Here is a 14,005-nt window from a genome sequence, read left to right as displayed (position 1 = left end):
AGCCGTTCGAGTTTAGAAAAACTGTATGGCTACTCTGAACCGCGTCCATCTCAACGGCTTGCGCGCCGTGGAAACCGTTGCCCGCCTGGGCTCGCTCGCGGCGGCGGCCGGCGAGCTCAACGTTTAGGTCAGCGCCGTCAGCCAGCAGATCAACCGGACAGAAAAGCAGCTCGGCCGGGCGCTGTTCGACCGGACGCCAGCTGGCCTGGTGGCGACCGAATTCGGTGTCGTCTTTACGGCGCGGCTCAGCGCCGGGTTTCGCGAACTCGCACAGGCGGTGGCGCTTGCCGATGAAAGCTCGGAGTGCACGCTGGTGGTTTCGGTGGCGCCGGCGTTCGCCTCGAAATGGCTGCTGCCGCGGCTGTCGCGGCATTTTGCCCGACATCCGAACGTGCTCCTGCGCATCGATGCCTCGGTGCGGCTTGCCGATCTCGATCGTTCGGACATCGACGTCGCCATCCGGCTCGGCGACGGCAAATGGCCGGGCGGGCGGGCCGAATTGCTGCTGGCGCAAGAGGTGTTTCCGGTCTGTGCACCGATGATCGCCAGCAAGCTGAAAACGATCGAGGACCTTGCTTTGACCTGTGCGATCACCGACGAAAGGTCGATGATCAGCTGGGAGAGCTGGTTCGAAGCGGCCGGGGTGGAGCCGGTCACCTTCATGAAGGGCGCGCGCTTCACAGATCCGATGCTGTGCCTGGAATCGGCGATTGCCGGTCACGGCGTCATGCTCGGCTGGCAATTGCTGGCCGCCGACGCGCTGGTCGACGGCCGTCTCGTTGCGCCGTTCGGCATACGCGCCCAGAGCGGGCTCGGCTATTGGCTGGTGACTTCGGCCAGCAAGGGCGAAAGCCGCAAGGTCAGGGATTTCAAGATCTGGGTGCGCGAAGAGATCGAGGCGACGATGGCGCAGTTCAGGTCGCTCGAGAGCGTCAGCTAGACCTGCCGGCGTCATCAGAGTGGAAAGGTCGGTAACGCCGGTCTATGTAAGACGCAGTCCCCAATCACGGCAGGCAGGATCATGACCACACATTCGCGCGGCGTTTCCGCAACCATCGACCCGGTGAAGCTCGACAGGCTGGCGGAGGTCGCCGTCAAGGTCGGGCTGCAATTGCAGCCGGGTCAGGATCTGGTGCTGACCTCGTCTATCGCCGCGCTGCCTCTGACGCGGCGGATCGTCGAGCACGCCTACAAGGCAGGTGCCGGCCTGGTGACGCCGATCTTCAACGACGACGAGATCACTCTCGCGCGCTTCCGCTACGGCGCCGACGCCGGTTTTGACCGCGCCGCCGGCTGGCTCTATGAAGGCATGGCAAAAGCCTTCGCCAACAATGCGGCGAGGCTTGCCGTGCGCGGCGAGGATCCCTCGCTGCTTTCGTCTCAGGACCCGGCAAAGGTGGCGCGTGCCAACAAGGCAAATTCGATGGCCTATCAGCCGGCGCTTGAGAAGATCACCGGCTTCGACATCAACTGGAACATCGTGGCCTATCCCGATCAGGCGTGGGCCAAGCAGGTTTTCGCGGACGATGCCGAGGACGTCGCCGTGGCCAAGCTCGCCGATGCCATCTTTGCCGCCTCGCGGGTGGACGTCGAAGACCCGATCGGCAACTGGACGGCGCACAATGCGGCGTTGAAGAGCCGCACCGAATGGCTGAACGGCCACAATTTCCACGCACTGCATTTCACCGGCCCCGGCACCGACCTGACCGTCGGGCTGGCCGACGGCCACGAGTGGATGGGCGGCGCCTCGACCGCCAAGAACGGCATCACCTGCAACCCGAACATCCCGACCGAAGAGGTTTTCACCACGCCGCATGCAAGGCGCGTCGAAGGCCACGTCACGAGCACCAAGCCTCTGTCCTACCAGGGCACGCTGATCGACGGCATTGCGGTGCGTTTCGAGGCGGGCCGCATCGTCGAGGCCAAGGCCTCGAAAGGTGAGGATGTGCTGCAGAAGGTGCTCGATACCGACGAAGGCTCGCGCCGTCTCGGCGAGGTGGCGCTGGTGCCGCATTCCTCGCCGATCGCCAAGAGCGGGCTGCTGTTTTTCAACACGCTGTTCGACGAGAACGCCGCCTGCCACATCGCGCTTGGCCAGTGCTACTCGAAGTGCTTTGTCGACGGCGCCTCGCTCAGCCAGGACGAGATCGCGGCGCGCGGCGGCAACAAGAGTTTCATCCACATCGACTGGATGATTGGCTCGGACAAGATCGATATAGACGGCGTCCACAAGGACAGCAGCCGCGTGCCGGTGATGCGCAAGGGCGAGTGGGTTTAAGAGCACCAGCACGCAGCCGCGCCGGTGACGCATGCGGGGTTGGCAATGGAACTCGCGGTCAAGCGCATCTATGAGCCGCCGTCGCCCGATGACGGGCAGCGGGTGCTGGTGGACCGCATATGGCCGCGCGGCATCGCCAAGCAGGACGCGGCGCTGACGCTATGGCTGAAGGACATCGCGCCAAGCAACGCGTTGCGCAAATGGTTCGGCCATGAGCCGGCGCGCTGGGCGGAGTTCCAGCGGCGATACAGCGATGAGCTCGACCGGCACGGCGAGGCGGTAGCGGAACTGCGCGCCTTGCTGCGTGAGGGCAAGGTGACGCTGCTCTACGGCGCGCACGACGAGGCCCATAATAATGCGGTCGCGCTGGCGAGCTATTTGCGTGGGAAAACCACAAGCGTCTGATACGATCAATATGCATGCCGGGCAGGACAGAGGGGGCGCGACGGATCGCGGTCGGTCGGTTCTACTTCCCGCCAACCGCCTGCTGATAAACATCGGGCTTGAACCCGACGAGAATCCTATCGCCAAGTTCCAGCACCGGACGCTTGATCATCGTCGGCTTTGCCAGCATCAGCGCCTTGGCCTTCCTTTCATCCAGGCCCATCCTGTCCTCCTCCGACAGTTCGCGAAACGTCGTGCTCGCCTTGTTGAGCAGAATTTCCCAACCGACTTTGCCTGACCAGCCGTTCAGCCGATCCGCATCCAGCCCCTCGACCCTGTAGTCATGAAAGCGATAGGCAACATCATGGCTCGCCAGCCAGGAACGGGCCTTCTTGATCGTGTCGCAATTGGTGATGCCATACATGGTGATCGTCAAAAACGAATCCTCGGGCCGGTCGAATCTGACGGCATCCTAAAACCGCACCTCTCAGTTTTCCAGCGGCTTGCCGGCCATCCATGATTTTCGCCCTTGCCAATAGTAAGGAATTTCCCTAAGTGTTTCTAAGCCAACTCTGGTCACGCGGAATGGCCGAGGCAAGGAAACGACTATGACGAGCCTGCAGACCGAAAGCCCCCCGCCCGTCGACGGCATTTTCCGGGCGCTCGCCGATCCGACCCGGCGACGCGTGGTCGAGCGACTGAACCGAAGCCCCGCCTCGGTCAGCGAGCTTGCCCAGCCGTTCGAGATGGCCCTGCCATCCTTCATCGAGCATCTCAGGGTTTTGGAAGGCTGCGGGCTGGTGCATTCGGAGAAGGCAGGCCGCGTCAGGACCTACCGGCTCGCGCCGGAGCCGCTGAAGCTCGCGGAAAACTGGCTGGCCGAGCAGCGGGCGCTGTGGGAGCGCCGTCTCGACCAGTTCGACGACTACGTGCTGAAACTCAAGGAGAAAGACAGATGAACATGGCTCCGTTGTTCCAACCCGATCCGAAGCTCGACCTCGTGCTCGAACGGTCGATCGAGGCGCCGCGCGAACTGCTGTGGATGGCCTTGACGAAGCCCGAGCATGTCCGCCAATGGTTCACGCCGAAGCCGTGGATCATCACCGATTGCGAGATCGACCTGCGGCCCGGCGGCCTGTTCCGCACCCGCATGCAGTCGCCCGACGGCAGGCAAGTCAACGACAGGCGTTGCTGCTACCTCGAGATCGTCCAGGATGAGCGGCTGGTGTGGACCGATGCGCTGCTGCCAGGCTACCGGCCGTCAGGCGACCCATTCATTACAGCCGTCATATCGCTGCAATCGCGGGGCGAGGCGACGCGCTACACCGCGACCGCCATCCACCGCGACGAAGCCACGCGCAACAGCCACGAGGAGATGGGCTTCTACGACGGCTGGGGCACGGTGGCGGATCAGTTGGCGGGCTACGTCAAAACGATCTGAGGCGACCCTGCTTCGCACTTACATTGCGGCCACGCAATCGTTGTGGCCGTTCAACCGAACGCCGCTGCCGAAGGCACCAACGCTCGCAACAAACTTGACGGTTGGCGTAATGCCAATGTCGAAGGCTCAGGCGCCGTAGCCGATGATGCCCTTGATCTCGAGGAAATCGTGGATGGCCCAGTCGGCGTATTCGCGGCCGTTGCCGGACTGCTTGTAGCCGCCGAAGGGCGCGAACGTGTCCCATTCCGGATAATTGATCGACACCTGCCCGGCACGCAGCCGGCTGGCAATCTTGCGGGCGTGTTCGATATCCCGGGACTGCACATAGGCGGCCAGCCCATAGACGGTGTCGTTGGCGATCTTCACCGCATCATCATCGTCCTCGTAGGAGATGACCGACAGAACCGGCCCGAAGATCTCCTCCTTCTCGATGGTCATGCCGGGTCTGACGTGGCCGAAAACGGTCGGCCGCACATAATAGCCGCGGTTGAGGTGCTCCGGCCGGCCGGGGCCGCCGGTGACCAACGTCGCGCCCTCGGCGATGCCGGCCTCGATCAGCCGCTGGATCTTGTCGAACTGGATGTTGTTGACCACCGGCCCGAGCTTGGTCTCCTCGGAGCGCGGGTCACCGACCTTGTGCCGTTCGGCGGCCTTCCTAGCGATCGTCAGCGCCTCGTCGTGGCGGGCGGCTGGTACCAGCATGCGCGACGGCGCGTCGCAAGACTGGCCGCTATTGCCGAAGCAGGCGTTGACACCCTTGCGCACCGCCGTCTCGAAGTCGGCATCGGGCAGCACGATGTTGGCCGATTTGCCGCCCAGCTCCTGCGCGACGCGCTTGACGGTCTCGGCCGCCGTCTTGGCGACGATGATGCCGGCCCGGGTCGACCCGGTGAACGAGACCATGTCTACGTCGGGATGGCCGGCCATGACCTGGCCCACATCCGGACCGGTGCCATTCACCATATTGTAGACGCCCTTCGGCGTACCGGCGGCGTCCATCACCTCGGAAAAGATGATGCCGCTGATCGGCGCGATCTCGGAAGGCTTCAGCACGACCGTGCAGCCGGCGGCGATCGCCGGCGCCACCTTGCAGACGATCTGGTTGAGCGGCCAGTTCCACGGCGTAATCAGCGCGCAGACGCCGATCGGTTCTTTGACCACCATGGTGGTGCCGCGCTTCTCGCTGAATTCGTAATCCTCAAGCGCCTTGATGGTGGCTTCCATATGCGCCCTGCCCGCCCAGGCCTGCGCCTCGCGCGCCCACCTGATCGGCGCGCCCATTTCCTGGCTGACCGCCTGGGCGATGTCCTCGTAGCGCTCATTGTAGACTTCGAGGATACGCTTCAGCAGCTTCAGGCGCTCGGCCTTGCTGGTTTGCGAGAAGGCCGGGAATGCCGCCTTGGCTGCCGCCACGGCCTTGTCGACATCGGCTTTCGAGCCGACCGAGATTTTGGTGTAGGCCTCTTCGGTGGACGGATCGATCACATCCAGCGTTGCCGCAACCACGGGGCCGACCCATTTGCCGCCGATGAAAAAATTGAGATGATTGCTCATGGGCCGTGCTCCGGTTTTCCAAAAATGAGTGAGACTAGCTGGGCAGCATAGGGCAGTTGGCGCCGCGGCGCAGGCTGATATGCGCCACATCGCCGACGCTGAATTGAAAACCCTCTGTCGGGCGTGGCGCGTCGATCACCACCTGTGTCCCCTGCCCCAGCTCTGCATGAAGGCGCAAGGTGCGGCCGTGGAAGACGATGCTGTTCACCCGCACCGGTACAGTGCCGGCCGTGGCCTCGGTCGTCGCCAAAAGATCCTCCGGACGCACGCCGATGGTGCGCACCGTGCCCTCGCCAGGCAATTCGCCCGTCTCCGAAACCGCTTCCAGCGGCAGGGCGCCGGCGGCGAACCGCAAGCGCTCGCCGTCGCGGCCGACAAAGCGCGACTGCAGAAGGTTCATCGTGCCGATGAAGCTGGCGACGAATTTGGTGGCGGGCCGGTCGTAGAGGGTCGCCGGCGGCGCGATCTGCTCGATGCGGCCTTTGTTCATGACGACGATGCGGTCAGAGATCGACAGCGCCTCGGTCTGGTCATGCGTGACCATGACGAAAGTGGTGCCGAGGCGCGACTGCAGGCGCTTCAATTCGACCTGCATCTGTTCGCGCAGATGCGCATCGAGCGCCGACAGCGGCTCGTCGAGCAGCAGCACGCGCGGTTCGCAGACTATGGCGCGGGCAAGCGCGACGCGCTGGCGCTGGCCACCCGACAATTCGGACACGCGGGCGCCGAGCTTGTCGGCAAGGCCGACCATGTCGAGCGCCGCGCCGACGCGCTTTGCCTGTTCGGCACCCGCGAGCTTGCGCAGCGACAAGCCGAAGCCGACATTTTCGGCGACGTTCATGTGCGGAAACAGCGCGTAGTCCTGGAATACGGTGTTGAGCGGGCGGTCGAAGGGCCTGAGCCCCGTGATGTCGCGCCCTTCGAGCAGGACCCTGCCGCTCGACGGGCCTTCGAAACCAGCGATGACCCGCAGGCTGGTGGTCTTGCCGCAGCCGGACGGTCCGAGCAGGGTCAGGAACTCGCCGCGCGAAATATTGAGATCGACAGTGTCGAGCCCGACGATGCCGCCGGGGAAAATCTTGGAGACCTTGTCCAGCCGGACGAGCGGATCAGGCGCCATCGCGAACCTCGGACGGCTTGGTGGTGTTGACCCACAGGATCTGGCAGCGCTCGCTGCCGGGATTGCGGAAGGCATGCAGCAAGGTGCTCTTGAAGGCGAAGCTGTCACCGGCCTTCAGCCCGTATCTGGTCGAATCGACCACCAGTTCGACCTCACCCGACAGGACGAAGCCGAATTCGTGGCCGGCATGGGCGTAGGCTTCGGCGGTGCCGCCGCCGGCCTCCACCGTCACCAGCATGCCGGTCAGCGTGGCGGCCGGCGGCGACAGCAGCGCCTTGGCGATGCCTTCCGACTTGACCGGGATCTGACGCCGGCTGTTGGCGCGCACGCAATAAAGATCGTTGCCGGCATCGTTGCCGTCAACAATCAGCGCCGACGGCTCGATGTCGAGGGCGGCGGCAAGCGGCCAGATCACTCGCACCCGCAATGATGACATGCCGCGCTCGATCTGGCTCAGCGCACCGATCGAGACGCCGGCTTTAGCGGCGAGTTCGGCCAGCGAGAGATTGCGCTCCAGCCTGAGCGCCCGCACGCGCCGGCCGACCCTGACGTCGGCGTCGTCCTTCGGCTTCTCAGCCGCTTCGTCCAGCATGTCCATTCGTTCGTCCTTGTTTGGTAAGGTTTTCCCTCCCCTTGTGGGAGAAGGTGGATCGACGCGAAGTGCCGAGACGGATGAGGGGTGTTGGCCGGAGTGCCGTCTGTGCCATCTGGAACACCCTCATCCGTCGCCTTCGGCGACACTTCTCCCGCAAGGGGAGAAGGAAGTGCGAACTCAGCCGCCTGCCTTGACCTTCTCGAACATCTTGGCGAGTTCGTCATTCTGTTTCATCGGCCCGGTAAAAATCGTGGTCTTCAGCATCACCTCGGGATCGGAAGGTAGCTGCAATTTCTCCAACTCCTCCTTCGGCACGGCGGCGAAAGCCGAGCTGATCGAGCTGCCATAGCCGTAGGCCTGGATCAGATACTTTCCGGAATCCGTCTCCAGCCGGCTGTTGATGAAGTCATAGGCTAGGTCGACGTTCTTGGCGTCCTTGAGCATGACGAAGCCGCAAGCCCAGGTCAGCATGCCTTCTTTCGGCTTCATGAACTCGACGGGCACGCCCTGCTTCTTCAGCGAGGTGGCCGAGGCGTTCCAGGTCATGGCCGCGACCAGCTGGCCGCTGGCCAATGCCTGTTCGACCGAGGTCATGTCGGTGGTGTAGTTCGAGAGCAGCGGGCGCTGCTCGCGAAGTTTTTCTGCCACCTTGTCCATCTGTTCCGGTGTCATGTCGAATGGATTGACGCCGGCGAGAAGGGCCGCCACCACCGGTGTGTCGTGGACGGCATCGATGGTCGCCATACGCCCGGCATATTGCTTATCCCAAAGCAGGTTCCAGCTGGCTTCCGGGTTCTTCACCAGATCGGTGCGGTAGAGGATCGAGGTGTTGCCCCAGTCCCACGGCACCATCCAGACCTTGCCGTCGCCGGCCTGCAGGTCGGGCAGGTTCTTGAAGACCGGGAAGATCGAATCCCAGTTCTTGATGCGCTTGGTGTCGATCGGCTGCAGCAGACCTTCCTTGTTCCAGCGCGCCACTTTGTCATAGCATGGGTGAGCGACATCGGGGCGGAAGCCGGCCTTGACCTTGGTGAAAGCGTCATCGTCGTCGCCAAACATCGAAGCTTCGAGACCATCGGGGTGCGCGGCGAGGAAGCTCTTGTTGAAGTCGGGCAGTTCATAGCCCGACCACGTGAAATATTGCAGCTTGTCGCCGGCAAAAGCGACAGTCGACGCAAGCGCCAGCGCGAGCGCAGCCAGTCCGGTTTTCGCTGTCTTTGCCGTTATCGATTTCAGGTCGAATGCCATTGCAGTTCTCTCCTTCGGGTTTTTCTGGTTTTGACAGGTTGGCGAGCGCTGACCGCCGGGTGGCAGCAAGCCCGCGATGGCGAAGCATTTCGGCGAGTGCGGCGATGAGGAACGACACGGCCAGGATCGAAGTGCCGAGCGCCATGACGGTCGGCAGCGATTTCGGGAAGCGCAGCTGGCTCCAGATATAAAGCGGCAGCGTCGGCTCGGTGCCGGCAAGGAAGAAGGCGACGATGAACTCGTCGAAGGAGGTCAGGAAGGCCAGCATGAACGCCGAAATAATGGCCGGCAGGCTGAGCGGCAGCATCACCCGTCTGAAGGTCGTCCAGTCGGAAGCGCCGAGGTCGAGCGCTGCCTCGCGGATGGTCTTCGGGATGGCGGCGAAGCGGCTGCGCATGACCACCACCGTCGTCGGCAGCGCCACCAATACATGCCCGAGCACAATGGCAATGCGCGACGGCCCAAAGCCGGCGAGGTTGACCAGGATGAGCAGCGATATGCCGACGATGACGCCTGGGATGAGGATCGGCAGCCGCGCTATAGCACTGATCGCGGCGGCCAGCGGCGAGCGGCCGTAGAGGTCCATATAGGACACGGTCACGCCGCAGAGTGTTGCGCCAGTGGCAGCAATTGCGCCGATGACGAGGCTGGTGGCAAGCGCGCTGGACAGCGCCGAATTGCCGTAAAGCGTGCCGTACCACTCAAGCGTGAAGCCTTGCAGCGGAAACGCCGCCTGGATCGAATCGTTGAAGGAAAACAGCGGGATCAGCAATATCGGCAGATACAGGAACACCAGATAGGCAAGGACGTAGGCTCCCAGCCAGCCGCCGCCCTGCCTTGCATCGATACGCGCCGTGTTCATGTGCGGCTGCCGTATCGGCGGTCGGCGAAGCGCACCACCAGCACCACGGCGAGAATGACCAGCATGACGGCGACGGCGAGTGCGGCGCCGAACGGCCAGTCATTTGCCTTGCCGAACTCGGCCTGGATCAGCGTACCGATCATGGTGCTGGCCGGGCCGCCGACCAACGCCGGGGTGACATAGTCGCCGACGGTCGGCACGAAGACGACGAGGGCCGCCGCCAGCACGCCCGGCATCGAATTGGGCAGCACGATGCGGCGGAAGCTGGTGAACGGTTTTGCGCCGAGATCGGAAGCGGCTTCGAGCAGCGATTTCGGGATCGTGTCCAGCGCCACATAGATGGGCAGGATGGCGAACGGGGCATAAGCGTGGGCAAGCGTGACGACGACCGCTGCCGGTGTGTTGAGAAAGGCCAATGTCGGCTCCGACCAGATGCCGCTTTCGATCAGCGCCGAGTTGAGCACGCCATTATAGGCAAGCACGATCTTCCAAGCGAAGACGCGCAGCAGATAGCTGGTCCAAAACGGCAGGGTCAGCAGGAACAGCAGCAGCCCGCGTCGCCGCCCGGCATGAAAGGCCAGATAGTAGGCGACAGGATACGCCGTGACGACCGTTGCCAGCGTCACCACGCCGGCGATACCCAGCGAGCGCAGCGTCACCGTCCAGTACAGCGGATCGGTTGCCACGGTGACGAAATTAGCAAGGGTGAAACCAGCCCCCAGCAGCGAGCCGTCATTGCCGCGGAAGGCGAGGAAGAACACAAGGCCAAGGGCGAAAAGGATCAGCACAAAGGTGACGAGCCCGCCCGGCAGCAGCATGGCGAAACGGAAACCCGGCGAAGACCGGGTTTCCGGCAGCGGCTGGGTTGCGGCGATGGTCGACATCGACTGCCTATGGTATTTGAAATCGACTAAGCTTTTTTCATATTCGTGAAGCTGTCAAGCTGTTTCACGTTCGGGAATGAACGTCAGCGTTCGAAGGCGTCCAGCATTCGGTACCAGGCGATGGTCGCGGCAACGCCGACCTGCCGAAAGGCGTGAAACGGAATCGGCCGGATCGGCGAGATCGGGAACGGCAATTGCCTGGTGTCGCCGCTCGACAGGTAGGAGGCGATGCGCTCGCCAAGGGCGGTCATCAGGCCGATGCCGCGGCCCTGGCAGCCAACCACCGCCAGCAGACCCTTCTCTGGCTCGTGGATATGCGGGAGATGGTCCGGCGTCATTGCAACCCGGCCGAACCAGCGCTTTTCAATGGCCACGTCGGACAGCGCCGGGTAGAGTCGCAGCAGCGCGCGTTCCAGATGCGCCCAGTCGGCCGGGCCGTTCGGCAAGGCCATGCGGCCGCGTCCGCCAAGCACCAGCCGACCATCGGCACTCTTGCGGTAATAGACGAGGATGCGGCGCGAATCCGAAACCGCCTGCCCCTCCGGCAGGATCGCCGCCGCGAGATTGGACGATAGCGGCGCTGTCGCGATCTGAAAGGAATGCAGCGGGACGATCGTCTCGGCGAGGCCGGGAAGCAGGCCGCCAGTATAGGCGTTGGTCGCCAGGACGACCGCCCTGGCCTTGAGTTCGGCGCCGCTTTCCGTGGCAACGTGCCAAATACCAGCATCCTTGCTGATCTGCATCACGTTCTGGCGCTCGGCGATCTTTACGCTTGCCGCTGCAGCGACGCGCGCCAGTTCCGACGTGTAGGCGAGCGGATCGATGACGCCGGCACGGCGATCGAGCCAGCCGCCGAGATAGCCTTGCGCGCCGGTCATCGTCGCGATCTCCGTCCCGCTCAGCAACCGGACATCGGCGCCCCGCGCCCGCCACTGCCGATCCCGATTCGCCGCCGCTATCAGCGCGGTCTCGGTGTGCGCGGCCTGAATCCAGCCATTGCGAACGAACGGCACCGCCAGTTTTTCGTCGCGGATCAATTCGAAGACGGCGTCCGCCGTCGAGGCGGCAAAGTTGACGAGCGCCTCACCGCGTTCGAGAGCAAAATGCTCCAGCAGCCAGTCCGGATCGTATTTCAGGCCAGGAATAACCTGACCGCCGTTCAGACCGGACGCGCCATTGCCAATTTCGCCGGCCTCCAGCACCTGGACCGCAAGGCCGAGCCGGGCAGCGTGCAAGGCCGTTGACAGCCCCATGATGCCGCCGCCGACGATGACGACATCGACGCATTGGCCGGCTGGAAAAAGCGACTGGAACGCGGTGGCTGTCCGCGGCTTCTGCCAGATTGGGTCGGAAAACCGTAAGAGCAAGCGTCACCTGGAGACTTCAGTAGGTGAAAAACCCTAGCGACGGTTTCATTATTTTGAAAGAGCGTTTTCCGTCGCCGTTGGCGCACGTCAGGCTCGATCAAGGTCCAGCGATGCGAAGACCCAAAGAATTGACAAAGCTCGCCCTGCAAGCGGGATAGACCTTTGGCGGGAATTTGTTGAAAGTGCCGCGGCCGAAGGACAAGACAACAGGAAATACAAGCCATGACGAACGCCACACATTTGCCCGCCGAAGGCCTCTTCGTGGGCCGCGCCCGGGCGAGCGATGCTTCCCATCCGCTGGTGGTCACGGTGCGTGACGGCACGGTCTTCGACATCATGTCAAATGTGGCACCGACCGTACGCGACGTTTGCGAATTGCCGGATCCGGCAGCGCACGTCCGCTCGGCAAAGGGGCGGCCGATCGGCCCGCTCGATGCCATTGCGGCCAACAGTTTCGAGACAGCGCGCGATCCGGGGAAACCGTACCTGCTGTCCCCCGTCGACCTGCAGGCGATCAAGGCGTCTGGCGTCACCTTTGTCGTCAGCCTGCTCGAACGGGTGATCGAGGAGCAGGCGCGCGGTTCGGCGGAAAAGGCCGACGCCATTCGCGCCGACATCGCCGGGCTGATCGGCCACGACCTGTCGAAGCTCAAGCCCGGCTCGCCGGAAGCGATGGAGATCAAGGCCAAGCTGATTGCGCGCGGCGCCTGGTCGCAATATCTGGAAGTCGGCATAGGCCCCGATGCCGAGATCTTCACCAAATGCCAGCCGATGGCCTCGGTCGGCTTCGGCGCCGATGTCGGCCTGCATCCGGTTTCGACATGGAACAATCCGGAGCCGGAGATCGCCATGATTGCTGCGAGCAGCGGCAGGATCGTCGGGGCGACGATCGGCAACGACGTCAACCTGCGCGACGTCGAGGGGCGCTCGGCGCTGCTGCTCGGCAAAGCCAAGGACAACAACGCTTCGGCAGCACTTGGCCCCTTTATCCGGCTGTTCGATGAGACATTTTCCATCGGCGACGTGAAGCAGGCGATCGTACGGTTGAAAGTCGAAGGCGAGGATGGGTTCTCGCTGGAGGGCGCCAGTTCGATGGCCGAGATCAGCCGCTCGCCAGAAGAGTTGGTCGCCGCCGCCATGGGGCCACATCATCAATACCCGGACGGGCTGGCACTCTATCTCGGCACGATGTTCGTGCCGTCGAAGGATCGCGGCGAAACAGGCAAAGGCTTTACCCACAAGGTCGGCGACATCGTCACCATATCGTCGGAGAAGTTCGGTGCCTTGGTCAACCGCGTGCGGCTGTCACCCGACTGCCCACACTGGACCTACGGCGCCAGCCATCTGATGCGTGACCTCGCAAGGGCCGACCTCATCTAGTCCCCCAGCCTCACATCCGATAGATCTAGAATTCTCTGATTGGAAATTACCTGCTCGTCGGCATTCGGGAGAGTCCATTGATCGTCGCTCTTGAGGGCAAGACCCTTGTCGTTACCGGCGGGACGCAAGGGCTTGGCGAGACCATCGCCCGGCTGGCCTCAGCCGGCGGCGGCGAAGGGATCGCCATTGTCGGCCGCAATGCCGAGCGTGGCGCACGCATCGCCGAAGAGCTTTCACGACCAAGCCGGCCCGTCGTCTTCATCCAGGCCGAGCTTGGAGATCCGGCCGCGCCTGCAGCTGTCATGGCGGAAGCGATCAAAAGACTCGGCCGCATCGATTGTCTGGTGAACGCTGCGGCCCTCACCGACCGGGCCTCGCTGGAAACTGGCACAATCGACGACTGGGACAGGTTGTTTTCCGTCAATGCGCGCGCGCCGTTCTTCCTCATGCAAGCGGCCGTAGCCGACATGAAGACACGGCAGGCGGCGGGCGCCATCGTCAACATACTGTCGGTGAATGCGCATTGCGGTGCGCCGGACCTTGCCATCTATTCCGCCACCAAGGGCGCGCTTTCGACGCTGACCAGAAACATTGCCAACGCGCATCTTTCCGATCGCATCCGCGTCAACGGCATCAACATGGGCTGGGTAGCGACGCCGGCCGAACAAGAGATGCAGGCGCGCACGCTGGGCAAGGGCGAAAACTGGGCAAAGATCGCCGCCGCCGGCCTGCCGCTTGGTCGATTGCTGACCATGGACGAAGTCGCCCAGCTAACGCTGTTCCTGCTCAGCGACGCCTCCGGGCTGATGACCGGGACGCTTATCGACCTAGAGCAATCCGTGCTCGGCGCGCCGCCGCGCGGCATTGCGTGACGGTCGCAGGGCCGATCGTC

14 protein-coding genes and 1 pseudogene are annotated in these 14,005 nt (G+C 63.5%); 7 read left to right on the top strand and 8 right to left on the bottom strand.

Translation table 11 applies throughout. The features are described from left to right. Positions 1 to 25 precede the first annotated feature (25 nt). The 3 genes and pseudogenes from NKH42_RS05030 (at position 26) to NKH42_RS05020 (ending at position 2,683) form a co-directional block, all read left to right on the top strand. A pseudogene (locus NKH42_RS05030) lies at positions 26 to 940 on the top strand (LysR substrate-binding domain-containing protein). 81 nt (positions 941 to 1,021) lie between these two features. Continuing rightward, entirely contained in the window at positions 1,022 to 2,278 is a 1,257-nt protein-coding gene (locus NKH42_RS05025) for an aminopeptidase (protein WP_352751073.1), read from the top strand. A gap of 39 nt (positions 2,279 to 2,317) precedes the next feature. Continuing rightward, positions 2,318 to 2,683, top strand: coding sequence for a DUF488 domain-containing protein (locus tag NKH42_RS05020; protein ID WP_352751074.1), 366 nt, complete (start codon positions 2,318 to 2,320; stop codon positions 2,681 to 2,683). 61 nt (positions 2,684 to 2,744) lie between these two features. Here NKH42_RS05020 and NKH42_RS05015 read toward each other — a convergent pair whose 3' ends face one another. After that, positions 2,745 to 3,098 carry an ArsC family reductase gene (locus NKH42_RS05015; RefSeq protein ID WP_352751075.1) on the bottom strand — a complete coding sequence of 118 codons (354 nt, stop codon included), beginning with the start codon at positions 3,096 to 3,098 and terminating at the stop codon, positions 2,745 to 2,747. A gap of 172 nt (positions 3,099 to 3,270) precedes the next feature. Between NKH42_RS05015 and NKH42_RS05010 the strand changes: the two genes are divergently transcribed. Next, the gene (locus NKH42_RS05010) at positions 3,271 to 3,621 is read left to right on the top strand and encodes an ArsR/SmtB family transcription factor (RefSeq protein WP_254820403.1); all 351 of its coding nucleotides are present in this window, start codon (positions 3,271 to 3,273) and stop codon (positions 3,619 to 3,621) included. Between the two features lie 2 nt (positions 3,622 to 3,623). After that, the gene (locus NKH42_RS05005; protein WP_352702081.1) at positions 3,624 to 4,103 is read left to right on the top strand and encodes an SRPBCC family protein; all 480 of its coding nucleotides are present in this window, start codon (positions 3,624 to 3,626) and stop codon (positions 4,101 to 4,103) included. 126 nt (positions 4,104 to 4,229) lie between these two features. Here the strand turns inward: NKH42_RS05005 and NKH42_RS05000 are convergent, their stop codons facing one another. The 7 genes from NKH42_RS05000 to NKH42_RS04970 form a co-directional block, all read right to left on the bottom strand. Beyond that, positions 4,230 to 5,657 (bottom strand): aldehyde dehydrogenase family protein, encoded by a 1,428-nt coding sequence (locus NKH42_RS05000; protein WP_352701666.1) that lies wholly within the window; start codon positions 5,655 to 5,657, stop codon positions 4,230 to 4,232. A 34-nt stretch (positions 5,658 to 5,691) separates the two neighbouring features. Beyond that, the gene (locus NKH42_RS04995; RefSeq protein ID WP_352751077.1) at positions 5,692 to 6,777 is read right to left on the bottom strand and encodes an ABC transporter ATP-binding protein; all 1,086 of its coding nucleotides are present in this window, start codon (positions 6,775 to 6,777) and stop codon (positions 5,692 to 5,694) included. Then, positions 6,767 to 7,375: a cupin domain-containing protein gene (locus NKH42_RS04990; RefSeq protein ID WP_254820400.1), complete on the bottom strand. Its 609-nt coding sequence runs from the start codon at positions 7,373 to 7,375 to the stop codon at positions 6,767 to 6,769. Before NKH42_RS04990 ends, NKH42_RS04995 begins: the two co-directional genes overlap by 11 nt. Before the next feature lie 174 nt (positions 7,376 to 7,549). Continuing rightward, the gene (locus NKH42_RS04985) at positions 7,550 to 8,557 is read right to left on the bottom strand and encodes an ABC transporter substrate-binding protein (RefSeq protein ID WP_352973998.1); all 1,008 of its coding nucleotides are present in this window, start codon (positions 8,555 to 8,557) and stop codon (positions 7,550 to 7,552) included. After that, entirely contained in the window at positions 8,490 to 9,482 is a 993-nt protein-coding gene (locus NKH42_RS04980; RefSeq protein ID WP_352973968.1) for an ABC transporter permease, read from the bottom strand. Before NKH42_RS04980 ends, NKH42_RS04985 begins: the two co-directional genes overlap by 68 nt. Next, a complete protein-coding gene (locus NKH42_RS04975) occupies positions 9,479 to 10,366 on the bottom strand; it encodes an ABC transporter permease (RefSeq protein WP_352505271.1) in 888 nt (295 codons plus the stop codon). Before NKH42_RS04975 ends, NKH42_RS04980 begins: the two co-directional genes overlap by 4 nt. Positions 10,367 to 10,449: 83 nt before the next feature. Next, positions 10,450 to 11,733: an NAD(P)/FAD-dependent oxidoreductase gene (locus tag NKH42_RS04970; RefSeq protein WP_352505272.1), complete on the bottom strand. Its 1,284-nt coding sequence runs from the start codon at positions 11,731 to 11,733 to the stop codon at positions 10,450 to 10,452. A gap of 222 nt (positions 11,734 to 11,955) precedes the next feature. Between NKH42_RS04970 and NKH42_RS04965 the strand changes: the two genes are divergently transcribed. Both NKH42_RS04965 and NKH42_RS04960 read left to right on the top strand, forming a co-directional pair. Further along, positions 11,956 to 13,113, top strand: a complete 1,158-nt coding sequence (locus tag NKH42_RS04965; RefSeq protein WP_352505273.1) for a fumarylacetoacetate hydrolase family protein — start codon at positions 11,956 to 11,958, stop codon at positions 13,111 to 13,113. Between the two features lie 77 nt (positions 13,114 to 13,190). Further along, positions 13,191 to 13,985 carry an SDR family oxidoreductase gene (locus tag NKH42_RS04960; protein WP_254820394.1) on the top strand — a complete coding sequence of 265 codons (795 nt, stop codon included), beginning with the start codon at positions 13,191 to 13,193 and terminating at the stop codon, positions 13,983 to 13,985. The last annotated feature ends 20 nt before the right edge of the window (positions 13,986 to 14,005 follow it).

Source organism: Mesorhizobium sp. M1142 (genome assembly GCF_040318565.1).
Taxonomy (GTDB): domain Bacteria; phylum Pseudomonadota; class Alphaproteobacteria; order Rhizobiales; family Rhizobiaceae; genus Mesorhizobium.
The sequence above is the reverse complement of the archived record's forward strand: the minus strand, read 5'-3'. Positions and strand labels throughout refer to the sequence as shown.

Bases quoted from the DNA above. Each gene is read 5' to 3' on its own strand.
- NKH42_RS05025 (WP_352751073.1), top strand. From the start codon at position 1,022: ATGACCACACATTCGCGCGGCGTTTCCGCAACCATCGACCCGGTGAAG.
- NKH42_RS05010 (WP_254820403.1), top strand. From the start codon at position 3,271: ATGACGAGCCTGCAGACCGAAAGCCCCCCGCCCGTCGACGGCATTTTC.
- NKH42_RS05005 (WP_352702081.1), top strand. From the start codon at position 3,624: ATGGCTCCGTTGTTCCAACCCGATCCGAAGCTCGACCTCGTGCTCGAA.
- NKH42_RS05000 (WP_352701666.1), bottom strand. From the start codon at position 5,657: ATGAGCAATCATCTCAATTTTTTCATCGGCGGCAAATGGGTCGGCCCC.
- NKH42_RS04995 (WP_352751077.1), bottom strand. From the start codon at position 6,777: ATGGCGCCTGATCCGCTCGTCCGGCTGGACAAGGTCTCCAAGATTTTC.
- NKH42_RS04990 (WP_254820400.1), bottom strand. From the start codon at position 7,375: ATGGACATGCTGGACGAAGCGGCTGAGAAGCCGAAGGACGACGCCGAC.
- NKH42_RS04980 (WP_352973968.1), bottom strand. From the start codon at position 9,482: ATGAACACGGCGCGTATCGATGCAAGGCAGGGCGGCGGCTGGCTGGGA.
- NKH42_RS04975 (WP_352505271.1), bottom strand. From the start codon at position 10,366: ATGTCGACCATCGCCGCAACCCAGCCGCTGCCGGAAACCCGGTCTTCG.
- NKH42_RS04965 (WP_352505273.1), top strand. From the start codon at position 11,956: ATGACGAACGCCACACATTTGCCCGCCGAAGGCCTCTTCGTGGGCCGC.